This window comes from Streptomyces globisporus (genome assembly GCF_003501885.1).
Taxonomy (GTDB): Bacteria; Actinomycetota; Actinomycetes; order Streptomycetales; family Streptomycetaceae; genus Streptomyces; species Streptomyces globisporus_D.
In genome coordinates this window covers 26603-51222 of record NZ_QWFA01000015.1, presented here as the reverse complement: position 1 = coordinate 51222, position 24620 = coordinate 26603, and the positions used below count along the sequence as shown (strand labels likewise).

The 24620-nt window shown below is 70.9% G+C and carries 15 protein-coding genes and 1 pseudogene (1 of these 16 cut by a window edge); 5 read left to right on the top strand and 11 right to left on the bottom strand.

Going from position 1 to position 24620, the window contains the following annotated elements; translation table 11 throughout:
- The 3 genes and pseudogenes from D3105_RS04845 to D3105_RS04835 form a co-directional block, all read right to left on the bottom strand.
- A pseudogene (locus D3105_RS04845) lies at positions 1 to 507 on the bottom strand (hypothetical protein); the annotation flags it as partial.
- Positions 508 to 650: 143 nt separating this feature from the next.
- Positions 651 to 1031, bottom strand: a complete 381-nt coding sequence (locus D3105_RS04840; RefSeq protein ID WP_118900318.1) for a PPOX class F420-dependent oxidoreductase — start codon at positions 1029 to 1031, stop codon at positions 651 to 653.
- Between the two features lie 41 nt (positions 1032 to 1072).
- Positions 1073 to 1378, bottom strand: coding sequence for a helix-turn-helix domain-containing protein (locus D3105_RS04835; RefSeq protein ID WP_118900316.1), 306 nt, complete (start codon positions 1376 to 1378; stop codon positions 1073 to 1075).
- 73 nt (positions 1379 to 1451) lie between these two features.
- Here D3105_RS04835 and map point away from each other — a divergent pair, with 73 nt between their 5' ends.
- Positions 1452 to 2219 carry a type I methionyl aminopeptidase gene (gene map, locus D3105_RS04830; RefSeq protein ID WP_118900322.1) on the top strand — a complete coding sequence of 256 codons (768 nt, stop codon included), beginning with the start codon at positions 1452 to 1454 and terminating at the stop codon, positions 2217 to 2219.
- 29 nt (positions 2220 to 2248) lie between these two features.
- Here the strand turns inward: map and D3105_RS04825 are convergent, their stop codons facing one another.
- Both D3105_RS04825 and ggt read right to left on the bottom strand, forming a co-directional pair.
- The gene (locus D3105_RS04825) at positions 2249 to 2962 is read right to left on the bottom strand and encodes a glycoside hydrolase family 75 protein (protein ID WP_118900314.1); all 714 of its coding nucleotides are present in this window, start codon (positions 2960 to 2962) and stop codon (positions 2249 to 2251) included.
- A 79-nt stretch (positions 2963 to 3041) separates the two neighbouring features.
- Positions 3042 to 4859, bottom strand: coding sequence for a gamma-glutamyltransferase (ggt, locus tag D3105_RS04820; protein WP_118900312.1), 1818 nt, complete (start codon positions 4857 to 4859; stop codon positions 3042 to 3044).
- A gap of 105 nt (positions 4860 to 4964) precedes the next feature.
- On the opposite strand from ggt, the gene D3105_RS04815 reads away from it, so the two are divergent.
- Complete coding sequence (locus D3105_RS04815; protein ID WP_118900310.1) at positions 4965 to 5708, top strand: hypothetical protein; 744 nt, start codon at positions 4965 to 4967, stop codon at positions 5706 to 5708.
- A gap of 11 nt (positions 5709 to 5719) precedes the next feature.
- Here the strand turns inward: D3105_RS04815 and murJ are convergent, their stop codons facing one another.
- Positions 5720 to 7378 carry a murein biosynthesis integral membrane protein MurJ gene (murJ, locus tag D3105_RS04810; protein WP_118900307.1) on the bottom strand — a complete coding sequence of 553 codons (1659 nt, stop codon included), beginning with the start codon at positions 7376 to 7378 and terminating at the stop codon, positions 5720 to 5722.
- 144 nt (positions 7379 to 7522) lie between these two features.
- Between murJ and D3105_RS04805 the strand changes: the two genes are divergently transcribed.
- Positions 7523 to 8731, top strand: a complete 1209-nt coding sequence (locus D3105_RS04805) for a L,D-transpeptidase (protein ID WP_118900305.1) — start codon at positions 7523 to 7525, stop codon at positions 8729 to 8731.
- A 148-nt stretch (positions 8732 to 8879) separates the two neighbouring features.
- The gene (locus D3105_RS04800) at positions 8880 to 10493 is read left to right on the top strand and encodes a CocE/NonD family hydrolase (protein WP_118900303.1); all 1614 of its coding nucleotides are present in this window, start codon (positions 8880 to 8882) and stop codon (positions 10491 to 10493) included.
- Here D3105_RS04800 and D3105_RS04795 read toward each other — a convergent pair whose 3' ends face one another.
- Positions 10494 to 11207, bottom strand: a complete 714-nt coding sequence (locus D3105_RS04795) for a 4'-phosphopantetheinyl transferase family protein (RefSeq protein ID WP_338103968.1) — start codon at positions 11205 to 11207, stop codon at positions 10494 to 10496.
- A 217-nt stretch (positions 11208 to 11424) separates the two neighbouring features.
- On the opposite strand from D3105_RS04795, the gene D3105_RS04790 reads away from it, so the two are divergent.
- Positions 11425 to 12198, top strand: a complete 774-nt coding sequence (locus D3105_RS04790; RefSeq protein WP_118900299.1) for a thioesterase II family protein — start codon at positions 11425 to 11427, stop codon at positions 12196 to 12198.
- Between the two features lie 84 nt (positions 12199 to 12282).
- On the opposite strand, the gene D3105_RS04785 is transcribed toward D3105_RS04790, so the two are convergent.
- The 4 genes from D3105_RS04785 to D3105_RS04770 form a co-directional block, all read right to left on the bottom strand.
- Complete coding sequence (locus D3105_RS04785; protein ID WP_118900297.1) at positions 12283 to 13473, bottom strand: cytochrome P450; 1191 nt, start codon at positions 13471 to 13473, stop codon at positions 12283 to 12285.
- 110 nt (positions 13474 to 13583) lie between these two features.
- Entirely contained in the window at positions 13584 to 14807 is a 1224-nt protein-coding gene (locus D3105_RS04780; RefSeq protein WP_118900295.1) for a cytochrome P450, read from the bottom strand.
- A 265-nt stretch (positions 14808 to 15072) separates the two neighbouring features.
- A complete protein-coding gene (fabD, locus tag D3105_RS04775; RefSeq protein WP_338103967.1) occupies positions 15073 to 18255 on the bottom strand; it encodes an ACP S-malonyltransferase in 3183 nt (1060 codons plus the stop codon).
- Positions 18256 to 18263: 8 nt separating this feature from the next.
- Positions 18264 to 24620: the 3' end of an amino acid adenylation domain-containing protein gene (locus D3105_RS04770; RefSeq protein WP_425315722.1), read on the bottom strand. The gene runs 15216 nt beyond the window's last position; 6357 of the gene's 21573 nt are visible here — the last part of the coding sequence; its start codon lies beyond the right edge, outside the window — the gene reads right to left on this strand; it ends in the stop codon at positions 18264 to 18266.

The window sequence follows — 24620 nt, the reverse complement described above, 5'->3', positions numbered from 1 at the left end:
CGGCCCCTCCCCGCCCTCCGACCGCAGCCAGCCCTCGGGAACCGCCACCGCCGCCAGCCGCTTGCGCAGCTCCGCGCAGCGGGCGGTGGCGCGCTCGTGGTCGTCGCGGGCCCAGGCCAGGGCAACCGGGTCGGCCGGGGCCGGGCCGCGCAGGCGCTCCGCCGCCCGGTGCTGCTCGCGGACCATCAACTCCAGCCGGTGGACGAGTTCCTGGCGCCCGCCGGGCCGCCGGTCATGGGCGGCGGCGGACGCGGAGTAGAGCGCGGCGGCGCGGACCGAGACCTCCTCGGCGAACCGGGTGCCGTGCAGGGCGGCGAGGTCCGCGAGCAGCGACTCCACCACGTCCCAGGGCGGGATCTCCACCCCGTCGAGGCAGGACCGCATCCCCGCCGGGTCACGCCGGGCGAAGACCCCGTACCAGCCCCGCCCGGGGTCCAGGCGCGCCACCAGGTCCCGCAGATGCTGCGCGAACGCCCCTACTTCGTACGCCTGCTGATGCACCGTCATCGTTGCCCTCGCCGACCGCCGACCGTCGACTGGAGCCCTCCAGTCCGGAGGCATTCGACCGCAGTCGTGTTACAGGGCGGCTACGCGCAGCTTTCGGGCGCGCTGCGGCGGGAGCACTGCCGCCGGGCCGCGCCCCCCAGCGCTCAGAAGGTGATGGCGATCCCGGTGTGCGGCCGCTTGCCGAGCCGGGCGATCGTGGCGGGCCAGTCGACGAGCCAGAACTTCCAGGTGTACTTGCGGGCCAGGAGCTTGCGCGCCGCACGGGTGCCGTCCTCGTCGAGGAGCCGGGCCTCGCCCTCCGCGCCGGGGGCCCCTTCGGCGATCCTGCCGCGTACGTCGCAGACGGTGACGACGACCTTGCCGTTGTTGCGGAGCCGCTTCACCTTCCACGAGTCGGAGCGGGTCCAGACGTACAGCACCTCCCCCTCGGCGGCGGCCCAGACGGGCGTGGCGACCGGTGTGCCGTTCTTCCGGAACGTGGTCAGGCTGACGTACTCGCTGCGCGCGAAGTCCTGGAGAGTCACGGGCGCGACCCTACGCCCTGCCCGTTCCGGCCGCCGAGCGGCTAGGCGATCAGCGGCACCCCGGCAGGCACCGGGGCCGGCGCCCCGGTCGACGCCACAGCCGGTTCCGCCGCGCAGCGGCCGAGGATCTCGTCCAGCGAGAGGCCCAGCGCGCCGGCGAGGGCGGCCACGGTGAAGAAGGCGGGCGTGGGGGCGCGGCCGGTCTCGATCTTCCGGAGGGTCTCCGCGGAGATTCCTGCGCTCGCGGCGACGGCGGCCATGCTGCGCTCCCCGCGCGCCGCACGGAGCAGCGCGCCGAGCCGTTCGCCGCGCAGGCGCTCTTCGGGGGTGAGAGGGGTGCGGACCATGGGGCCACCCTACTACGCGATGCCATTTCTATACCGTCATTACTATACCGCTTGGACCGGTATAGTAATGGGCATGGTGCACATCAAGACGGACCCGCAGATCGACGCGATGCGCGAGGCCGGCCGGGTCGTCGCGCAGATCCTGACCCGGGCGCGGGAGGTGGCGGCGGTCGGCGTGACCCCCCGCCAACTGGACGAGGCGGCCCGCGAGGTGCTGAGCAAGGCCGGAGCGGCCTCCCCCTTCCTGAACTACAAGCCGCACTTCGCGCCCACCCCGTTCCCGGCCGTCATCTGCGTCTCGGTCAACGACGCGGTCGTACACGGCATCCCGTCCGCCGAGCCGCTGCGGGACGGCGACCTGGTCAGCGTGGACGCGGGCGCCCTCCTCGACGGCTGGGCCGGCGACTCGGCGATCAGCTTCACCGTGGGCGAGGCCCGCCCGGAGGACACCCGGCTCATCGCCACCGCCGAAGAGGCCCTAGCGGCCGGGATCGCCGCGGCCGTGGTCGGCAACCGGATCGGCGACATCGCCCACGCCATCGGCACGGTCTGCCGCGACGCGGGCTACGGCATCCTGGAGGGCTACGGCGGCCACGGCATCGGCCGGTCCATGCACGAGGACCCCTCCGTGCCGAACGAGGGACGGCCGGGGCGCGGCATGGTGCTGCGGCACGGCATGGTCCTGGCGATCGAGCCGATGCTGCTCGCCGGGGGTCTCGACGAGTTCCGCCACGACCGGGACGGCTGGACGCTGCGGACGACGGACGGCAGCCGGGCCTCGCACGCCGAGCACACGGTGGCCATCACGAACGACGGCCCGCGCGTGCTGACCGCACTCTGAGCACGCCTCCGGGCGACCCCGGCCCCGGGCTACGAGCGCCCGACGAACTCCCTCGCCAGGGCCGCTCCACGGCTCTGCGCTCGCGCGCGGCTCTCGATCGGGGAGACGCGGGAGTTCTTGAACGCGATGTAGGTGACGCCGGACTCGGCGCCTCCGGTCGACGGGTCGGGGTCGATGCCCAGCGTCTTCGCCATGGCGTACGACGCCTCCCCGATGATGCCCGTGGGGCCGGTGTCGCCGATCACGCCGTACCGCACCCGGTCCCGGTACACGACCGCCACGACGCTGCCGCCGGTGAGCCCCGCCTTCCGGTAGTCCCACACCTTGCTCGGGCCGGGTACGACCACATGGGGCAGCGCGGCGGAGTCGAGGGGTTCGCCGCGGGAGCTCTGGAACGCGGTCTCCGGCAGGAAGTAGGGATCGGTCTTCCGGTTGCAGGCCCTGGTCTTCCGGCCGTCGCAGTCGATGTCCATGTCCGCCTTCCAGAACACGGCGTCCCGCGTGCCGCAGACCGGGACCGTGGCCTTCGCGCTGCCGCTGTCGGTGCGGTACCTGCCTTTCGAGATCCGGGAACAGGCGCGGACCTCGGCGAGCAGGTCGGCGGCGGTCACGACGCCCGCGTCCGCTTCCGGCTCCTGCGCGGATCCGGAAGCGGAGGCGGAAGCGGACGCGGGCAGTGCCGCCGCTCCGAGGAGCGCGGCGCCGCAGGCGGCGGTTGTCAGGGCGAGCATGCGGGTGCGCATGGTGCGGAAGGACCCTTCCGTAGGCGAGGGCCCGTTCGGGCCCCTTGGCGACGGCGTCCGGCGGCGCGCCCCTCCCGCCTCAGCGCCCGCGGCCCGGATGCACCACCATGGCCGAGCCGCCGCCCCGGCGCACCTTTTCCGCCGCCGCCAGCCAGCGGCCGTCGGGCAGCCGCTGCACCCCGGTGGCGGCGCCGATCTCCGGGTTCTGCCTGAAGGCGTGGCCGAGCTTCTCCAGCTCCGCGCGGACCGGGCTGTTCCACAGCTCCGGCTCGATCTCGGTCGTCGGCGCGTTGCGCTGGCTGGCGCGCGGCGCGGCGATCGCGTCGACCAGCGGGAGCCCCCGGTCCAGGTGACCGGTGAGCGACTGGAGCACGGTCGTGATGATCGTGGCACCGCCCGGTGAGCCGAGGGCGAGCACCGGCTTGCCGTGCTTCAGCACGATGGTCGGCGAGATCGACGAGCGCGGCCGCTTGCCCGGTCCCGGCAGGTTCGGGTCGTGGGCCGCCGGGTTGGCGGGGGCGAAGGAGAAGTCGGTCAGCTCGTTGTTGAGCAGGAAGCCGCGCCCGGGCACGGTGATGGCACTGCCGCCGGTGGACTCGATCGTCAGGGTGTAGGCGACGACGTTGCCCCACTTGTCGGCCGTCGTCAGGTGGGTGGTGTTCTCGCCCTCGTACGTCGTCGGCGCGGCCGTGCCACCGCTGCCGCACCGCTCCGGGTTTCGTGGGTCGCCCGGCGCCAGCGGGCTGGTCAGCGCCTTGTCGTCGCGGATCAGGCACTCCCGGGAGTCCGCGAACCGCTGGCTCAGCAGCTCCTTCGTCGGTACGTCCTCGAACGCCGGGTCGCCGACCCAGCGGCCCCGGTCGGCGAAGGCGATCCGGCTCGCCTCGATGAGCCGGTGGAGGTACTGGGTCCGGCCGGCCCGCGAGAGGTCCGTGGACTCCAGGATGTTGAGGGCCTCGCCGACGCCGGTGCCGCCGGACGAGGAGGGGGCCATGCCGTAGACGTCCAGGCCCCGGTAGTTCACCTTGGTCGGGTCCTTGCGCAGGGTCCGGTAGGAGGCCAGGTCCTTGCGGGTCAGATCGCCGGGGCGGACGACCCGGGTGGCGTCCGGGTCCACGGGCGGCTTGCGCACCGTACGGACGATGTCGTCGGCCAACGCGCCCCGGTACAACGCGTCGACCCCCTCGCGGCCGAGCTTCTGGTAGGTACGCGCCAGATCGGGGTTCTTGAACACCGAGCCGACGACGGGAAGTGCACCGCCCGGCAGAAAGAGCTCCGCGGAGGCAGGGAAGTCGGCGAACCGGGCCTGGTTGGAGGCCGTCTGCGAGCGGAAGGTGCCGTCGACGACGAAGCCGTCCCGGGCCAGCCGTTCGGCCGGTTTCAGCAGCGTACGCAGGGACTTGCTGCCCCACGCGTCCAGTGCCCGCTCCCAGGTGGCCGGGGTGCCGGGCGTGCCGACGCCGAGCCCGCTGGTCACCCCCTCCTCGAACGGGATCGGCTTGCCGTTCTCCAGGAACAGGGAGGCGTCCGCGCTGCGCGGGGCGGTCTCGCGGCCGTCGACGGTCCGCACCTGGCGCGTCTTCGCGTCGTAGTGGACGAAGTAGCCACCGCCGCCGATGCCCGCCGAATAGGGCTCGGTCACGCCGAGCGCCGCCGCGGTGGCCACGGCCGCGTCCACCGCGTTGCCGCCCTTGCGCAGCACCTCGATCCCGGCGGCCGACGCGTCCGGGTCGACGCTCGACACCGCTCCCCCGTGCCCCACCGCGACCGGGGACCTGGGCGGCGCGGGGCGCGGCGTGGCGGTCGACTCCGAGGTCGCCGGGGCGGCGGCTCCGACCGAGGCGACCACGGCGAGTACGGCCAACAGGGACGTGTTCCGACCGACGGAACGGCGCATACGTACCTCCAGTCAACGGATCTCCGCCGCAGGGTAGCCCCGGGAAACCCGGCTCGTCAGGACCGCCTCGAACGGTTACCCGAATGACCGATACCATGCGCGCCCATGACGGACGACGTGCGCAACATCGTGCTGGGCGTGATAGCCGCCGGGATCCGTGCCTCGCTGGGCTGGCTCGCCCGGAACTATCTCTGGCGGCGGGGGCTCCGCCGCAAACAGACCTTCTTCGGGCTGCCGGCGAACTCCGAGTGCCTGCTGGTCGTCAACCGTTACGCGGGCGCCGAGGGAGCGGTGCACCGGCACGACGCCTTCGCCCTGCTCGAACTCTCCGCGCTCATCAAGGACTGCGGGGCCCATGCGCAGATCGTCACCCATGACACGGCGCAGCAGGGGTTCGGGGAGCGTACGGAGTACTGCGTCGGCGGCCCCACGTCCAACCAGCGGATGGCGGCGCACCTGCGGACCCTGCTGCCCGGGGTGCGGATCAACGTCGAGCAGGACCCGGGCCCGGACCGGGTGGCGTTCCAGGTCGGCTCGGAGCGCTACCGGATGGATCCGGGCACCGCGGAGTACGTCCTGCTGGCGCGCCTGACAGGGGGTCAGGAGTCGCGCCCGGTCTTCCTGTTCTGCGGTCAGCGGGCCATCACCAACCAGGCGGCCACCCGTTACGTCGCCCGCAACTACGACAAACTGCGCCGCAAGCACGGGAACAAGTCGTTCTGCCTGCTGCTGAAGGTCGTCAACTCCCAGGCGTACGGCCCCGATGTGGTCGAACTGGTCGGCGACGTGACCCGCGAGGCCCAGGCCCCCACCTCGAGCACGCCCGCATCCCACCGGGCGGGCAGCTGACGGGACCCGCTTCAGCGGCGCAGCCGTGCCCGGCCTGCCGTGAGCATCGTGGTGATCTCCGTTATCCCGAGCGGCCGGGCCAGCAGCGCCACGGCGAGGAGAAGGGTGAGCGTCCCGGCCCCGGCCGCCGCCACGTCGCCCGCCCTGCCCGCCGCGCGCGCCGCACCGTACGCCAGGGCTCCGGCGGGCAGGCAGGCGGCGATGAGGCGGGCGTGCGCGCCGAGGGTCGGTGAGCGCAGCAGGGCTCCGGCGCCGGGGCCCGCGAGCCGGCGGGACAGGACGCGGGCGGTGACGGCGAACCCGGCGCAGAAGGCCACCGTGCTCGCCCCGGCCATTCCGGTCACCGCCCAGCGTGCCGGGAGCAGCAGGTAGGCGGCGGCCGTCAGGCTCGCCTGGACGGCGGCGATCACCAGGTTGAGGAAGAACGGGGTGCGGGTGTCGCTCATAGCGTAGAAGCCGCGCGAGAGGACGTACTGCCCGGAGAAGGCGATCAGTCCGGGCGCGAAGGCCATCATGATTCCGGCCATCACCGTGATGTCGGCGGCGGTGGTGCGTCCGTATCCGAAGACGGAGCCGATCACCCACGGGGCGAGCACCAGCAGGGCGGTGGCGGCGGGCACCACGACGGCGGCGCTGGTGCGCAGGGCGTACGCGACGTCGCGCCGTACCCCGGCGAGGTCGCCGTCGGCGGCGGCCCGGCTCATCCGGGGCATCAGGGCGGTGACCAGGGAGACCGTGATGATGCCCTGCGGGACGACCCAGAGCTGATAGGCGTAGCTGTACGCGGTGTAGCCCGCCCCGCCCGCGACGTCCTGCTCGACGGCGTGGAGCCCGCTGGCGGTGGAGAGCCGCGTGACGACCCAGTACGCGAGCTGGTTGGTGAGGACCAGCAGCACCAGCCAGCCGGCCGCGCGCATCGGCCGGGTCAGTCCGCTGCCGCGCCAGTCGAACCGGGGCCGCCAGCGGAACTTCGCGGCGCGCAGCGCGGGGATCAGGGCGAGCGTCTGCACGGCTATCCCGGCGGTGGTGCCCCAGCCGAGGAGTTGGGCGTGCGTGTCGGTGAGGGTTCCGTCGGCGTCCGCGGCGACGGCGATGTAGAGGCCGAACACCCCGATGATCACGATGTTGTTGAGGACCGGGGTCCACATCATGGCGCCGAACCGGCCGCGGGAGTTGAGGACTTGGCCGAGCAGGGTGAAGAGCCCGTAGAAGAGGATCTGCGGCAGGCAGTAGCGGGCCAGGGCGATGGTCAGTTCGGCCTGTCGGCCGTCGTAGTCGGTGTAGAGGCCGACGATGAGGGGCGCCGCCGCCACGGCGAGCGCGGTGAGCGCGAGAAGGCCGACGGTGCACAGAGTGAGCAGCCGGTCGGTGTACGCGGCTCCGCCGTCGGCGTGTTCCTTGGCGGCGCGCACCAGTTCGGGGACGAACACGGCGTTGAGCGCGCCGCCGATGAGGAGGATGTAGAGGATGTTGGGGACGGTGTTCGCGACCGTGTAGCCGTCGGCGGTGAGGCCGGTGCCGAGTGCGGCGACGACGACCGCCGAGCGGACGAAGCCGGTGGCGCGCGAGACGACGGAGCCGGCCGCCATCACGGCGCCGCTGCGCAGCACCGAGGCGGTCCGGGCCGAAGGGCCGGCGGTGTCCGTGGTTTCGTCGACGGTCGCGCTCACTGGTGGTCCCCCGCGTTCCTCGTGTCGGCCGACGGGCGATCGTAACGCGGGGAAAGCGGCCGGATTTCTGCGGTGCGCGGAAGGAACCCGACATGGGGGAAATCACCTCTCCCCTGCTGAGCACCCAGCCCTGGAGGTCTTTCCGTGAGTTCCGCACGCCCGCGCATCCGTCGTTCCGCCCCGGCCGGCCGGAGGGCCCGGCTCGCCCTGACCGGGCCCGCGGCGCTGCTCGCCGCCGCGCTCACCGCGTGCTCGGGCGGCGCTTCGGGCTCCGCCGAGGTCGGCGGGGACGGCAAGGCCTCCGACACCAGCATCACGGTGAACCTGCGGGGCGAGGCGGCGGCTCCCGGCGAGCCGGTGAAGGTGACGCTGGCGCACGGGAAGCTGAAGGCCGTGTCGGTGAAACCGGGCGAGGGCGGCCCGCTGGCCGGGAGGATATCCGCCGACGGCCGGACCTGGACGTCCGACCGGGTCGCCGCGCCGGGCACCGCGTACACCGTCGAGGCGACGGACGCGGACGGCGGCAGCGACCGGGCGACGTTCGCCACCGCCGAGGCGGAGAAGGTGAACAAGCTTCTCCTCGCGCCGGGCAGGAACACGACCGTGGGCATCGCGCAGCCGCTGTCCGTCGTCTTCGACCACCCGGTGAAGGACAAGGCGGCCGTGGAGAAGGCCCTGAAGGTCTCCACCTCCAACGACACCGAGGGTTCCTGGGGCTGGCTCCAGGACTACTCGGGCAAGGACCGGGTCGACTGGCGGCCCAAGGAGTACTGGAAGCCCGGCACGAAGGTCACCCTGGACGCGCAGTTGAACGGCGTCGACACGGGGGCGGACGGCGGCTGGTTCGTCCGCGACTACGCGACGACGTTCACGATCGGTGCGGCCCAGGTGGTCAAGGTCGACCTCGACGGGCACCGCCTCGCCCTGCACCGGGACGGCAAGCAGGTGCTGGACCTGCCGATGTCGGCGGGCACCCCGGGCGGCGAGAAGGCGTCCTGGCGGGGCACGGCGGTCCTGATGTCGAAGGAGGGCACCATCAACATGCGCTCCGAGACGGTGGGCCTCGGGGACGCCTACGACAAGATGGTCGACTACTCGATGCGGCTGACCTGGTCGGGGATGTACGCCCACGCGGCACCCTGGAACGCGAACTATTTCGGCCAGGCCAACCGGAGCTCGGGCTGCCTCGGGATGAGCGACGCCAACGCCTCCGCACTGTACGGACAGGTACGGGTGGGCGACCCGTTCGAGATGACCGGCGCGGAGTCCAAGGGCACGGTCGCCGAGGGCAACGGCTACGGCGCGTGGAACGTCTCGTGGACGGACTGGCAGGCCAAGAGCGCCCTGAAGTGACCCGGTAGCGCCCGTTCGGCACCGGACACGCTACTGACACCACGTCCAACAATCGTTACCTTCGCGCAACACGACGAGTAGTTACCAGGGGTAAACAACCGGGGTTACCGTCGGGTCACTTTGCACTGACACGCGTGAGGAGTGACCCGTGGTACGTCCGAAACCGGCACTGCGCACCACCGCTTCGATCACCACCGCCGTCGCCCTGCTCGCCGGGGGCGCGCTCGTCGCCACGCCCTCGGCGGCCGCCGCCCCCGCCCCTCTCGCCGCGCCCGCGAGCACGACGGGCGGCGACCTGACGTTCCACGACATCCCCGGCTCCGGGGGCATCACGCTCAAGGGCAATGTGTTCTCCCCGGCAGGAGCCTCCGCCGAGTCGGCCACCGGGGCGAAGCACCCCCTCGTCGTCTTCCCGACGAGCTGGGCCATGCCTCAGATCGAGTATCTGGCGCAGGCCCAGAAGCTCGCCGACTCCGGTTATGTCGTGGTGAGTTACACCTCGCGCGGCTTCTGGCGCTCCGGCGGGAAGATCGAGGTGGCGGGTCCGCCGGACATCGCGGACGCCTCCGCCGTCATCGACTGGGCGCTGGAGCACACCTCCGCCGACCCGGACCGCATCGGCATGGGTGGCGTCTCCTACGGGGCGGGCATCAGCCTGCTGGCGGCCGGGCACGACCCGCGGATCAAGGCGGTCGCCGCGCTGAGCGGCTGGGCCGATCTGATCGACTCGATCTACAGCGGGCGCACCCAGCATCTCCAGGCCGCGGCCCTGCTCGGCGGCGCGGGTGTCCTCACCGGCCGACCCAGCGACGAACTGACGCAGACGCTCAAGGACTTCCTCGGCTCCAAGCTGGACAAGGAGCCGGAGATGATCGCCTGGGGGAAGAAGCGCTCCCCCCTGACGTATCTGGACCGGATCAACGCCAACGGTGCGGCCGTCATGATGGGCAACGCCTGGGGCGACACCATCTTCCCGCCCAACCAGTACGCCTCGTTCTACGACAAGCTCACCGGCCCCAAGCGCCTGGAGTTCCGCCCCGGCGACCACGCCACCGCCGAGGCCACCGGACTGCTCGGGCTTCCCAACGACACCTGGACGAGCACCCGCCGCTGGTTCGACCGCTACCTCAAGGGCGAGCGCAACGGCATCGACACCGAGCAGCCCGTCCGGCTCAAGTCCCGTACGGACAAGGGGTACGAGGGCTATCCGGACTGGAAGTCGGTCGGTGCGCCGAAGAACCGGATCCCGCTGGACGGCACCAAGAAGGTGTGGGCCAACGTCGACTCCGGTGCGAACGGCGGTATCTCGATCCTGTCCAACGCGCTGGACCAGTTCCTGAAGCTGCCGCCGACGGTCTCCGTACCGCTGCTGCCGCGTACGTTCGCGAGCGTCTGGCAGTCGGAGCGGTACGCCACCGAGCAGCGGATCCGGGGCGCGGCCGAGCTGCACACCACGGTCACCAGCACGAAGCCGAGCGGCACCCTCGTCGCGTATCTCTACGACGTGGGGCCGCTCGGCATCGGCAGACTGGTCAGCAACGCTCCGTACACCTTCCACGGGCAGACGCCGGGCCGGCCGTTCCCCGTCGACCTGGAGCTGTTCTCCACGGCCTACGACGTCCCGGCCGGTCACCGGCTCGCCCTGGTGATCGACACCGTCGATCCGCTGTACATCGAGCACAACCCGACCGGCGCGCAGCTGGCCTTCTCCTCGCCCGGCACGGACCCGAGTCATCTCTCGGTCCCGCTGCGCGAGAAGTGATCACCGCCTGCTGCCGGGCGGGCACTGCCCGCCCGGCAGCAGCGTCCCCGGTTCGGCCGGGGTCGCGACGGCGGTGACGACGAGACCGTTCCGGACCATCCACCGGCCGGTGAACATGTCCGGGCCGATGCCCCGAGCCAGCAGGGGCCCGGGCACGAAGAGCCTGGCGGAGAAGAAGCCTCGATCGGAGCTCCGCTGGTCGCGGACGAAGCGGACTTCGGCATCCTTGAATTCCAGCACGCGATGATGGTAGGGAAACCACGCCTTGTAGATGCTCTCCTTGGCGCTGAAGAGGAGGCGGTCCCAATGGATGGCGGGTTCCTTCCGGGTGAGCGTCTCCAGTCCGGCGCGTTCCGCCACGGTGGAGTGAACCAGGTCGAGGACACCCTCGGGGAGCGCGCCATGAGGTTCCGCGTCGATGCCGAGCGCCAGTATGTCGGCGCGGCGCGCAACGGCGGCGGCCCGATAACCGTCGCAGTGCGTGATGCTCCCCACGACTCCCTCAGGCCAGACGGGTGCCCCGTGGTCGTCTTCGGCACGCGGAACAGGAGGGGGTTCCACGCCGCTCAGCGCGGCGAGCGCCGCCCGGGAGCAGGCCCGCCCCGCCGTGAACTCAGCACGCCGCTTGGGAAGCGCGCTGCTCACGGCATCGGCTTCTTCCCGGTGGAGGGGCGCATTGTCGAGTGCGTCGCCATAAACGACGCGGGTTCTCACGGCAGCGGGCAATACACGGTCGATCACTGACTCCCGCCTTCATGGCCGGGTTTGATGACCGGATCACGTTCTCCGTTCGTCGATAAATTCGGCATGAATCTGATAATTCTCCGCACGGCCTGCCCCTACCTCTTGGACGAGTTACTGTTGCCCGAAAGCGCGGACCGAGGGTCCCCCTATCCCTCGCGCGGTGACGGTTAATTCGGAGGAAACAGACATGTACAGCAGGGCTGACGGGCTGGGTAACCGGTGGTTCCGCACTCTGCGGGAGTGCCCGAGTCCACGTGTTCGCCTCGTGTGCTTTCCCCATGCAGGCGGTGTGGCCAGCTTCTTCCGCACCTGGCCGCAGTATGTGCCCGCCGACGTGGAGCTCCTGGCCGTCCGCTACCCAGGCCGTGAGGACCGGCATCACGACCCTCTGGTGGACACGATGGAGGAGCTGGCCGATCCGCTCGCGCGGGCGTGCTCCGCATTCGCCGACGCTCCCCTGGCGTTCTTCGGTCACAGTATGGGCGCTTCCGTGGCGACCGAAGTCGCCTTGCGCCTGGAGGCCGAGTTCGGCCAGACACTCGCGGCACTGTTCGTGTCATCCCGCCCGGGCCCAGGGCGAGAAGAGCAGATCCTTTCCCGCGAAGCCGGTGATGACGAACTCATCGCTCACCTGGTACACATGGGGGGATCCGCCCCTGAGCTCTTCGAGCACCCCGAGCTGCGCGATCTGCTCCTCCCACCGATTCGCGCCGATTACCGACTTCTCGGCCGGTACACGCTTCCCCTCGACACCCCCGCACTGGACACTCCTCTTGTCGGCTACTACGGGACCGAGGATCCGCGGGTCGACGGCCCGGCCATGAGTTCCTGGGCTTCCATGACCCGTACCCAGTTCGACCTCCGGGCCTTTGAGGGCGGGCATTTCTATCTGGCCGAACGCCCCCGGGAACTCATCGCCGATCTGTCCAGCAGGCTGAGCACCCCGGTCAAGTCCGGCTGAGGACTCACGCACCCATGGCATCGCCGTTCCGAAAGCGTGCCATGGGTGCGTGAGCGGGGATTCCTCAGCGGTTTACCCGACGCTTCATCCGAAACTGAGCCGCAGCGACTCCAATCCGAGGTTGGCACGCACCAGCTTGGCCCGGTGCGCGGTTCCCTCCGCGATTGCGTACCGCGGGATGCGGCGGTGCCATTCCTCCAGGACGATCCGCATTTCCAGGCGCGCCAGGTGCGTGCCCAGGCAGCGGTGCGCACCGAGACCGAAGCTCGTGTGCGGGTTCTCCTGACGGTGGAAGTCGATCTCGTAGGCGTGCGGCCAACAAGCTTCGTCCCGGTTCGCCGTATTCAAGTGGGCGTTGACCAGGGTGCCGGCGGGTACGGGGCAGCCGCCGATCTCCACGTCCTCGGTGGTGATCCGAGGCAGGAAGGGGGCTGGTGCGTCGAGCCGCAGCAGTTCCTCGACGGCGGCCGGAACGAGGGAGGGATCGTCCACCAGCTCCTGGGACCGCTCCGGGGAGGCGGCCAGCCGCTCCATACCGAGGCTCAGGGCGTCGGTGACGGTCTCCAAGCCGGCCAGCACGAGCATCAGGCACACACCCAGCGCTTCGTCGTCGGACAGCCGGTCGTCACCCTCGATGGCCAGGATCTCGCTGAGAATGTCATCGTCCGGGCTGCTGCGCCGGGTACGTATCAGCTCCGTCAAGTAGCCCCCCATGGCCATGGTCTGCTCCACCTTGGCGGCCCGTTCCTCCGTGGTGAGGGGCAGTTCACCGGCGGCGTCGGCGGTAAGTTCGAGTGCGGCGTCCTTCCAGCCGATGAACCGGTCCCGGTCATCGAGGGGCAGTCCCAGCAGTGTCAGCAGCGACTGTGCGGGGAACGGGCCGGCGATGTCGGCGACGAAGTCGCAGCTGCCGCGGCCCTTGACCGCCTCGATGAGGTCGATGGCCTGGGCGCGCAACGACTCCTCCAGCGGCCGGATCCGGCGCGGGCTGAAGAACGGCAGCAGAATCCGGCGGTAGTTGGTCTGCTCGGGTGGGTCGAAGGCCAACGGAATGAGGGGATACCCGGTCTCCACGGCATCGAACACCTTCTTGATGGAGAAGCGGTTCGGTTCCCTCAGCACCGCTTTGACTACGGCAAGGCTGGTCAGAGCGAGGCCGTCCGCCATCGGCACGACCTCCCCCTGGGCGCTCAGCCTCCGCCAGGCCTCGTCCCGCCGCTCGGCGACCGGGAGATCCGCGATCCTGCTCACGGTGCCGTGATCAACACTCGTCATTGCCCTGTCCGTTCTTCGTCACTCTCGCTGTCCGCACTTTCGCTGTTCGGGAGAGGAATCCGAGGGCTCCATGACGCCCCTTCGCACCCGTTCACCCGTGCTCCCGAGGCTCACACCTCGATCGGCAGCCGTGCCGCCCCCCGCAGGCTGAGCAGGCCGTTCCACTCGACGTCGCCGGCCAGCCGCAGTGCGGGGAAGCGCCGCACCAGCTCACCGATCGCCACTCTGCCTTCGATGCGGGCCAGCGCCGCGCCCAGGCACAGGTGCATGCCCCCGCCGAAGGACACATGGCGGCGTGCGTTCTCCCGGTCCAGCCGCAACTCCTCCGCGTCGGGACCGAAGAACGACTCGTCGCGGTTGGCGCCGGCCAGGTTGGCGAGGATGAACGAACCGGGCGGGATCTCGTAACCGCCGACCTTGTACGGTTCCAGAGTGACGCGCCTGCTGTTGTGCACGGGGGCGTCGTAGCGCAGCAGCTCCTCGACCGCGTTCTGCTCGAGTTCCGGTTTGGCTCGCAGCAGTTCCAGCTGTTCGGGGTTCCGCAGCAGCGCGAGGGCGCCGCCCGATATCAGGTTCACGGTCGTCTCGTGGCCGGCGACGTACAACATGGTGACCTGGGCCACCAGTTCGTCGTGGCTGAGTACGTCCCCGTTGTCCTCAGCCGTGATGAGCGCCGTGAGCAGGTCGTCGGCGAGGTTGTGCCGCTTCCAGGCGACCGCTTCGCCGACGATGTCGAACAGCTCGGCGTCTGCCGCCTCGACGGCCCTCATCACCTCGGGGTCGGTCGTCGGTTCCACCGAGCGCATCAGCGTATGAGTCAGCGTGCGCATCCGCACGGTGTCGGTCGGCGGCATCCCGAGCATCCGCGAGATCACGGTGAACGGCAGGGGGAAGGCGAGCGCCTCGACCAGGTCACCCCCTCCGTCGGCGGCGATGCCGTCGAGCGCCTCGTCGACGAGGGAACGTATCTCTCCTTCCATGGCGTTGACCGCGCGCCCGGTGAACGCCATGGTGACCAGTTTGCGCAGCCGCGTGTGGTCCGGCGCGTCCCGGTCCAGCAGGGCAAGTCCCTTCAGCCGCGGCTCGTCCGTGACGCCGGCCTGCGTGTACGCGTCACGGAACGGTCCGGGGGCGACGTGACGCTGCTCGACGGAGAGCTTGGAGCGCATCAGTGCGGCCACGTCCTCGTAGCGGGACAGCATCCAGAAACCACCCGGATGCTCGTGCACCGGGACGTGCCTGCGGAGTTCCGCGTAGTGCGGATACGGGTCGTCCATGAAATCCGGCGTGAACGGGTTGAAGATCAAGGGCTCGCTGGGCGTTTCGGTCGGCATGGTGAACTCCTGTCACAGAGCGTTTGCGTGTACGCGGCGGCTGCCGCGTACAAGTCATGGGTTGGTGGGCAGGGTTGGGAGGTGACGTCCGTGGGGCGGGCGCCACGACGAAAGCGTCGAACGGTGGGGCGCGACGACGGGGGACCCCGAATCCGGGGGCGGACTCGGCTTCGAGGCCCGCGGTCGGTGTTCGCGGTGCGCCCCCTGTGCCACGGTGCTACCGCCGAACAGCGGTGACGGGGCTCGATCGCCTCGCTCCAGGAGGTCACTTGTCCGATATCTCGTGCAGGCTCCTCAGCCGGTCGGCGATGTGGGCCGCCGCGCCTTCCATGATGGTGTCGGCGATGGCCTCGACCGTACGGGCCCGCCAGTCACGCAGCCCGGATGCGGCGACCTCCTGGTTGAACGCGCCCATCGACGGTCCGCAGTGCACGAGGTAGTCGACCCTGGACTGCCGGTCACCCGCCACCGCCAGGCGGAGGCCTCGCTCGAAGTACCGGTGGATCAGAGCCGCTAGCTGTGTCCGGGGAGCCGCATCCGATGCCTCGGGCAGGGACGCCTCGCCCCCCAGGTACCGGTCGAGCACCTGTGTCCTGGTGTCGTCGTCGAGTTGGCCGACGGAAGCGTGCTGACGCCACAGCTCGTAGAGCCTTGTCGCGCGGGCGGGGAAGAACAGTCCGCGCTTGAGATAGCGTGCCCGCGCCCCGAGCTCGAACATCTCGCCCCACGGTGCGGTGTCCACATCATACTCGCGGGCCTCTTGCAGGAGGTCCTTGACCGCGTCGCTGGTCGCGGCCTCCACCGAGCACTGGTTGACCGAGCCGGTCATGACGAAGTCGGCCCCGAGCAGGAACGCGGCGGCGGCCGCGGCGGGCGTTCCGATCCCGCCGGCGCATCCGATGTGGACCCGATGGCCGGGAAGGGCCGCCTCGTCCCGCAACCGGAGTACCGCCGGAAGAAGCGTCACCAGGTCGGCCGTGCTGCTCAGCCAGCCACCGTCCGCCTCGGCGCAGAGGTCATCGGCCATCGGCCGGCCTGCCGCGGCATGCGCCTCGGACTCGGTCACCGCCCCTGCCGCGAGCAGCCGCTCGACGAGGCCCTGCGGCGGCGGCGCGAGAAACTCTGCGGCGACGTCGGTCCTGGAGACCTTGGCCAGGATCTTGCCGCCCTTGAGCCGGAAGCGGACCAGTCCTTCGGTCACCATGGGGAAGCCGGAGGCCTCGATCAGATCGACACCGTGCCGCAGCAGCCGATCGACGGACGCCACCTCCTGTTCCGGTGCTCCGTGCCGATAGAGCAGATTGACTCCGAAGGCGCCGCCGAGGCCCAGATCATCGGTCAGGACGCGCAGTTGCCGCTCCGTCTCGTCCGGAGTCAGCCCTCCGATGCCCAGGAACCCGAGCATGCCCGCCTTGGCTGCCGACCTCAGCATCTCCGGCCCGGACACTCCGCCGTACATCGAACCCATCACATAGGCGCGACGCAGTCCGTATCGTTCGCGGAACGTACGGGCACCGAGCGACTCCGCGTCGATCGCGGAGACGAGGGGCCCCCTCGCGGCCTCTCCTGCCGGCGGAGCCGAGGCGGACAAGGCCGGTGGGGTCGGCTCGGCAGCTTCCCTGATGCGGGTGACCAGCTTGGTGAGAACCTTGCCGGGCCCGAGTTCGACGAACGTGAAGTCGCCCTGCCCCATCAGTCTGCGTACGGTCTCGGTCCAGCGGACCGGCGAGGCGATCTGCGCCGCCAGCCGCTCCTTCAGGGTGTCGGGCGTGTACGGCAGTGCGTCGACGTTGGCGAGCACCGGGATCACCGGCGAACGCAGGGTGAAGCCGTCGAGGAAGCGCGCGAACTCATCGGCCGCTCCACGCATGTACCGGGAGTGCAGCGGGGCGCTGACGCGCAGCCGGACCGTCCGCGCGCCGGCCGCCTCGAATGCGGTGCAGGCCGCGGCGAGTTGTTCGTCCGGTCCGGAGATGACGAACTGGTCCACGGCATTGTGGTTGGCCAGGTCCAGCCCCTGGAAGGTGGGGTCGGCGAGCATGCGGGTGACGGCGGCCTCATCGACCCCGACCACGGCGGCCATGGCACCACCGGACGCGGCGGCCATCAACTGGCCCCGCCGCTGCACCAGGCGCAGCCCGGCCTCGAAGTCGAAGACCTCGGCGGCGAAGAGCGCCACGTACTCGCCGAGGCTGTGCCCGACAAGAAAGTCGGGCGGCACCGGATCCTTCTCGACGCGGTCGAGATAGGAGAGCGCGCCCACCACGTAGAGAGCGGCCTGCGTGTACTCGGTCCTGCCGAGTCGGCGTCGAGAATCGGTGAGGCAGAGTTCCTCGATCGAGTAACCCAGCACGCGGTCGGCGATCGCGGTCTGTTCGGGGAACCGCTCGAACAGCCCCTCGCCCATCCTCCGCCGCTGTGCGCCTTGTCCTGGGAACCCATAGACCTTCATGCTCTGTGCCTTCCTCGATGGGGTCGCGGCGGCGCGGCTCCTGGCCCTGTCCAGAAGGTCGATGTCGCTGCCGAAGGGGCTGAGCAAGGGCATCGACTCGGCTCGTGCACCGGTCGGCAGGTTGCTGCGCACGAAGGCATGCAGGGTGCCGGAGGGGCCGAGGTCGAGATAGCGGAAGTCGCCCCGGTCCCGCATGCGTGTCATGGTGCGCTCGAACTCGATGGGCTCCCGGGCGACCCTCCAGAAGTGCTCGGCCGTCACCCTCTCCACCAGCTCGCCGTCCACGCAGGAGACCCACGGGATACGCGGGGGTGCGAGGGGCACCTCGGCGAAGGCTCCCTGGCTCCGGTCGATCACGCCGGCCATGAGGCGGGAGTGGAAGCCGTATTCGACCGGCACCCGCTGGTGCAGCACATCGGCGGCGCGCAACTCCGACTCGGCCCGTGCCAGGACGTCTTCCGCGCCCGCGACCACGAAATGGCCCGGGGCGTTGCGGGCGGCCACATCGCACTCGCGCAGTGCCGGCACCTGGTCCAGCACCTCGGGTCCGGCGAGAACGGCGAGCATGCCGCCGCGCGGGCATGCTCGCATGATGTCGGCCTGGCGTACCAGCAACCGCAGGCAGTCGAACTCGTCAAGGCTGCCCGCGACGACGGCGGCCGCGTACTCGCCCAAGCTGGAGCCGAGCAGGTAGTCGGGTTCCACACCCGCCTCGCGCAGCGTCCGAGCCAGCGCGAGTTCGAGCATGACGATTCCCGGGTGGGTGATGCGGGTGTCGATGAGCTGGTCGGCCTTGCTCTTCGCCGGGTCGTAGATCCGCGCGATCACCGACTCGCCCAGCTCCTCCGCGACCACGGCGTCGTAGCGTTGCAGCGTCGTGCGGAACACCTCGTTGTGGGCGAACAGTTCCTGGCCCATGTGGTAGTACTGCGAGCCCTGTCCGGAGAACATGAAGACGACAGGCAGGGCTTCGGCCCGGTCGGTGTCGTGACTCACCGTCGGGCTCACCGGAAGGTGTCCCAGAAAAGGCCGCCGGCACGTGCCGCGGACTCCGTGGGCGTTTCGGCTCCCCTGATGACGATCCTCCGGTTGAGTACGGGTTCCGGCAGTGGTTGCCTGGTGCCGTGCCGGCCCGCGGGCGAGGGGGCGAGCACCACGTGGGCGTTGGTGCCGCCGTCCGCGAAGCAGTTGATGGCAGCGAGCTCGGCGGACTGTGGCCACGGCCGCCGCGTCCCCCTGGGGAAGTACAGCGGCGAGGCGGTCAGGTCGAAGTGGTCCAACGGCTCCTGCCCGGAACCGAAAGGCACCTGCTCCCCGTGGTGGAGCATCAGGACGACCTTGATGAAGGCGGCCATGCCTTCCGCGGCCAGTGGGTGGCCGATGTTCGGCTTGACGGACCCGAGGGCGACCGGCCGGGTGGCTCCCGCTCCGTAGACCGCCTCGATCGCCTTGAGTTCCAGCAGATCGGTGACGGTCGTTCCGGAGCCGTTGACCTCGATCCAGCCGACGTCCTGCGGACCGTGACCGCTGCGAGCCAGCGCCTCGGCCATCACTTCTTTCTGCGCGTCCAGGTTCGGGGTGGCCGGACCCGCGGTTCGACCGTCGTTGTTGACGGCGATGCCGTTGAGGACCGCGAGCACCCGGTCCCCGTCGGCCTCCGCCTGGTCCAGCCGCTTGAGGATGACTGCGCCGACGCCCTCACCGAGGATCAGCCCGGCCGCCCTGCGATCGAACATGTGGAACTCGGCGCCCGCGTTGAGGAGGCGGCGCTGCCCGAACACCTGGTACGGCCGGTCGTCGGCGAGCAGACTCACCCCGGCGACCACGGCCGACTCGATGTCCGATGCGCTCAGGGCCCGCACGGCCGTGTCCATCGCCACCAAAGCGGACGAGCAGGCTGTGTCGACCACCACGCTGGGGCCACGGAAGTCGAAGAACTGCGAGATGTTGGCGGAGAGGTAGTTCTGCCCCGTGACCACCACCGGATTCTTCGCCCGACCCAGCCGCGCGCCATCCGGCATGTGAGCCGCCCGGCCACCGACGTACACGCCGATCCGGCGGCCCTTGAGCTCGGCGGGTTCGTATCCGGCGTGGTACACAGCGCTGTTCACCTCCTCCAGCAGCAGCAGCGCCTGCGGGTCCATGGCCGCGACGTCCTCCTCGGACAGCAGGAACGACTCGGGATCGAAGCGCAGTACGTGGTCCAACAGCCCTGCGTGGTACTCGACCGGCCGGCCGAAGCGCTGCTCGGGAACGGGCCGCAGCTCGGACCGGCCCTGCCGCAGCAGCTCCCAGTACTCGCTTGCGGACCCGGCGCCCGGGAATCTGCACGACAGACCGATCACCGCGATGTCGTCCCCGCCGCTCACCGGGCTGCCGGCGAGCGCCTCGGAACGGGGGGCCGCGCCGACGCCCGCCACCGCTGCCGCCGCGTGCGCGGGAACGGTGGATCCGGACCGGCCGAAGGCTGCGACGAGCGCATCGCCGTGCTCCTTGGCGAGGTACTCCGCGAACCCGTCGGCAGTCGGGTGCTCCAAGAACGCCGAGGGGTCGATGGAGACGTCGAGCCGCTTGCCGAGCTCCTGTACGAGTTGGGTGACGAGGATCGAATCGATGCCGTAGTCGTGCATCGGGACGTCACCGCTCAGCCGGTCGCGGTCGAAGCGCAGTTCGGCGGCGAACCGGTCGAGAAGCCACAAGGTCACCGCGTCGACCGCCCCGTGATCCGCGGCGGTGGACACCGGGTGTGCGGCCGGCGCCGGGGACTCGGCCGATGCCGCGATGGCCGCCGCGGCCGATGTGGACGGTTCCGCGGGTCCTGCCGGAGGCTGCGGCCGCGTGGGCGGCTCGTCCAGGCGGCGGTTCGTCAGCCGGTCGGGGCGCCAGTCGGCGTCCGGCCTCACCACCGCGGGCAGGACCACACGGGCGCCGCTCGTGATCGCTCGGTCCAGCAGGGCCAGTCCCTGCCGGTCCGAGAGGGAGGCCAGCCCCGACGCCTGGTAGGCGGCGCTGCGTGCCTCCCCCATGCCGGTGTCCTTCCAGCTCGGCCACTCCACGCTGACCAGGGGAAGGCCGTACGGGCGGGCCTCGGCGACCGCGTCCAGGTATCCGTTGGCCATGGCGTAGTCACTCTGCCCGACGGCCAGCGCCGGAACGGCGGCGGCGACCGAGGAGTACAGCACGAACAGGCTCAGCGGCTCGTCACGGAAGCACTCGACGAGCGTGTCGAGCCCGAAGATCTTTGGACTGATCACCCTCTCGACGGCGCTCTGCGGCTTCCGTACGAACGCGGGGTTCTCGGCGTCGGTGAACCCGGCGCTGTGCACGACTCCGCCGATGGGCCCGAGCTTGAGCCTCACGTCCGCGAGCGCCTTGGCGGTCGGCTCGTATGCGTCGAGCGGTACGGCGAGCACTTCCAGCTCCACTCCCTGGTCCGCCAGTTCCGCGAGCGGGCGCAGCTTGCGCGCCAGGGCGCTGTCGGTGCTGATGTGCGCAGCCCACTCGGCCCTGGGCGGCAGCTCTTCCCGCCCGGTGAGGACGAGCTTGCGGACGCCGTGCCGGGCGACGAAGTGCTGCGCTGTCAGCAGTCCGATGCCGCGCGTACCACCGGTCACCCACAACACATGCCCTTCGGGGAACCTGAGCTCCTGCCCGTCTTCCGCGGGCAGCTCGCGCAGTTGTGCCCGGTGCCGGACGCCGTCGCGATAGGCGATGTCGGCGGGTGAGTCGGCGATGCGGAGTTCATCGGCCACCCACTGGCACAGCTGCTCCTCCATCGTCTGGCCCATGTGCACATGGCGGGAGCGCAGATGGCGGTACTCGCTCTGGAGCATCCGGTAGAGCCCTGCCCGTGCCGCACCGCCAGTCGCGTCCGGCGTGCCCCTGGAGACCAGCAGGACGGTCAGCTCGCGTTTTCCCTCGTCGACCAGGCGTTGCAGCCAGCTCATCCAGGGGGACAGCGACGCATGGTCGGTGGGCCGGCCCGGCTCGGCGCAGCCTGCGAGGTCGACCACCGCGTCGAAGCGGTCCCATCGGGCGCCGGTGACGAGGTCGGTGGTGAGCTGTTCGGTGGTGAGCACCTCGGCGGCCGGTAGTGCGGCGGCGAGCCGGTCGGCCAGCTGACCGGCACCCGGTGCGGTCAGGATCGCGGTCCGGCCGGGCAGGGAGGTACGGGCCGTGGGCTCGGCGGGCACCCAGTGACGGGTCAGCAGAACTCCCCCGTCTGCGGGGCCGGCGGCATCGAGCGCCGCCAGTTCGGCGTCCGCCGCCGCCAGCCACACGCGTCCGCCGCCGAAGGGATATCCGGGAAGCGCCACCCGGGCAGGTCGTGCTCCGTGGTGCAGAGCTGCCCAGTCGACCTGCCGCCCGGCGGTCCAGGCCACGGCGTACCGCGCGGGATCGGCGGCAAGCAGCTCGCTCTCCTCGCTTCGGCGCGGGTCCACCACCCCGGTCCAGCTGTCGACGGGTTGGCCCCCGGCGACGAACTCGTCCAGGCTCGCGGCCAGCTGGGACAGGTCGTCGAACCTCACCGCCAGCCGGTGCGCCATGGCCTCGCGCCCTGTCTGGAGGGTCCAGGCCACCTCGCGCGGCGCCAGCTCCGCGCCCTCGGCGCGCAGATGCGCCGCGAGGCGGCGCGCCTGCTCGACCAAGCGGTCGGCCTCGCGTGCGGAGAGCACGGCCAGCTGCGGCCCGGCCGGGCCGGCCGGCTGCCCGGGTCGGCCGACGAACTCCTGGATGATCACGTGGGCGTTGGTGCCGCCCGCGCCGAAGGAGCTCACTCCTGCGGTTCTGGGTCGCTCCGTGCCGTCGGCGAGGACTCGGCGCGGCCACGGGGCCAGTTCGCGCTGGACCCGGAACGGGGTCTCCGCGAAATCGATGTGGGGGTTGAGCTGGTCGGAGTGGAGCGAGGGGACCAGTTCACCGTGGCGCATCTGAAGCAGTACCTTCGTCACCGCCGCGACGCCGGCGGCCGACTCGGCGTGACCGATGTTGGACTTGACCGAGCCGATCGGAAGCCGCTCCGGCGCATCGCCCTGGAAGGCCCGCGTCAGACCGGTGATCTCCACCGGATCTCCGAGCGCGGTGCCGGTGCCGTGTGCCTCGACGTAGTCCAGGTCCGACGGACGCAGTTCGGCGCGGTCGAGCGCGGTCCTGATGAGTTCGCCCTGCACCTTGGGGTTGGGCACGTTGAATCCCCGCCCCGTACCACCATGGTTCACCGAGGAGGACTTGACGATGCCCAGGATCCGGTCACCGTCGGTGAGCGCCGCGTCGAGGCGCTTGAGCAGGACCGCGCCGGACCCCTCGGCCGGGACGTATCCCGTGCCGTCGGCGCCGAAGCTGCGGCAGCGGCCGTCCTCGGCGAGGAATCCACGCCACGCCAGTTGCAGGTACTTCGCCGGATGGCTGGTGATGTTGACACCACCGGCGACTGCGACGTCGCAGTCGCCGCCGCGGATGGCCTGGCATGCCTGGTGGATGGTGACGAGCGCGGAGGAGCACATCGTGTCCAGGGCGACGCTGGGGCCGGTGAAGTCGAAGAAGTACGACACCCGGTTGGCGACCGAGGCGAAGGACGAGTGGGGCGGGAGGCCTTCGCCCCGCAGGGCGTCCTGGACACCGTAGAGCTGGTACTGGCCGTACATCATGCCCACGAACACACCGGTGCGGGAGCCACGCAGCTGCTCGCGGGTGTATCCGGCATCCTCCAGCAGGTGCCAGACGGACTCCAGGAACACCCGTTCCTGGGGATCGGTGAGTTCGGCCTCGATCTGTGACATGCGGAAGAACAGCGGGTCGAATCTGTCGGCGTCGCGGATGAAGCCGCCCCATTTGCCGTACGTCTTTCCGGGCACCGACTTGTCCGTGGTGTAGAACCGGTCGTGGTTCCACCGGTCGGCCGGAATCTCCTCGATGGAGTCCCGGCCTGCGCGCAGATTGCGCCAGAACTCGTCCACGTCGTCGGCTTCCGGATAGCGGCCCGCCACACCGATGATCGCGATGTCGTCGGAGCGGCCCCGGGGCCGGCTGGAACCGGTGTCCGCCCGTACGTGGCCGGCCTCCGTGGCGGCGGGCGTGGTCTGTTCGGGCCCGGCCGGAGCCGGGGCGGGCTCGGTGAACGCTTCGGGGTGCGCGGTGGCCAGGTGGCCGGCCAGCTCTCGGACCGTCACGTACTCGAAGAGGAGGGTCTTCGACAGCGGGCCGAAGCGATCCTCGAGCCGGCGGGTCAGGCTCAGCGTGATCAGCGAGTCGACACCGTAGTGGTCGAAGGGCTCCGTGGCGGCTATCTCCTCCGCGGGGAGTTTCAGTTCCTCCGCCATGAGCCGGAGTACGAACCGCTCCGCCTGGGCCCAGACGTCGGCCCGGGCGGGCCCGTCGGCCTGGTTCCGTGGTGCGGCGGAGGCCGTCCGCGGGCGAGGCGCCGTCGCGTTGAGGGCCGCGAGGATCTTCGCCTCGTCGCCCGCGGCGAGCAGTAGTCGCGGGGCGGTGGCGGCCAGGGCACGGTCCAGCGCGGCCAGTGCCGGTCCGGTGCGCAAGGGGCGCAGACCGGTCTCCCGTGTCATGTACTCCTCGCCGGCGGCATCGATCCGCATTCCACCGTCGGCCCAGACCGGCCAGGCCGCGGCCAGGGTGCGGCCCCGCCGTACTCCCCGGCGGCGGCGTCGCTCCCGCTCCTCGGCGAAGTGGTCGAGGAAACCGTTGGCGTACGCGTAGTCGGTCTGGCCGACGTTCCCGAACACCGCCGCCGCCGAGGAGAAGGCGACGAAGTAGTCGAGCGGTTCGTCCCGCGTCGCCTCGTCGAGGAGTACCGTCCCGTGCACCTTGGCGGCCAGAACCGCGTCCGCGTCGGTCCGCTCCTTGTGCTCCAGCAGACCGTCCCTGAGCACTCCGGCGGCGTGCAGAACGCCGCTCACCGATCCGTGGAGACGGCGGGCCTCGTCGACCAGGGCACGCACCGCTGCTTCGTCGGCGACATCAGCCAGTACCACGCGCGCCCCGATGGCCTCGATCCGGGCCCTGGCCGCAGCACCGGGCGCCGTGCGCGCCACGAGCACGATCCCGCCGCCCGGAGTTCCGGCGGCGCGCCGCTCGGCAGCGACATGCTCGGCGAGCAGCAGCCCCAGCGCACCGGTTCCACCGGTGATCAGATGGGCTCCGGAACCGGTGAAGGCCGATGCGGTGGCGGCGGGCAGGCTCACCCGGCGCCAGCCGCGGCGGGCCCGGGACCCTGCCTCGACGCGTACCTCAGGCTCGCCTTCGACGGCGAGTTCGGCGACCACCGCGTCGGCCGGCGAGTCGTCCGCGACAGCCAGCAGGCCGAAGTCGACCGCGGGGTGTTCCCGGCGAACGGATCGGGCGAA

What these genes read in the sequence shown, in the direction of transcription:
- D3105_RS04835 (WP_118900316.1), bottom strand. Translation starts at nt 1,378, where the DNA reads ATGGTCCGCACCCCTCTCACCCCCGAAGAGCGCCTGCGCGGCGAACGG.
- map (WP_118900322.1), top strand. Translation starts at nt 1,452, where the DNA reads ATGGTGCACATCAAGACGGACCCGCAGATCGACGCGATGCGCGAGGCC.
- D3105_RS04825 (WP_118900314.1), bottom strand. Translation starts at nt 2,962, where the DNA reads ATGCGCACCCGCATGCTCGCCCTGACAACCGCCGCCTGCGGCGCCGCG.
- ggt (WP_118900312.1), bottom strand. Translation starts at nt 4,859, where the DNA reads ATGCGCCGTTCCGTCGGTCGGAACACGTCCCTGTTGGCCGTACTCGCC.
- D3105_RS04815 (WP_118900310.1), top strand. Translation starts at nt 4,965, where the DNA reads ATGACGGACGACGTGCGCAACATCGTGCTGGGCGTGATAGCCGCCGGG.
- D3105_RS04790 (WP_118900299.1), top strand. Translation starts at nt 11,425, where the DNA reads ATGTACAGCAGGGCTGACGGGCTGGGTAACCGGTGGTTCCGCACTCTG.
- D3105_RS04785 (WP_118900297.1), bottom strand. Translation starts at nt 13,473, where the DNA reads ATGACGAGTGTTGATCACGGCACCGTGAGCAGGATCGCGGATCTCCCG.
- D3105_RS04780 (WP_118900295.1), bottom strand. Translation starts at nt 14,807, where the DNA reads ATGCCGACCGAAACGCCCAGCGAGCCCTTGATCTTCAACCCGTTCACG.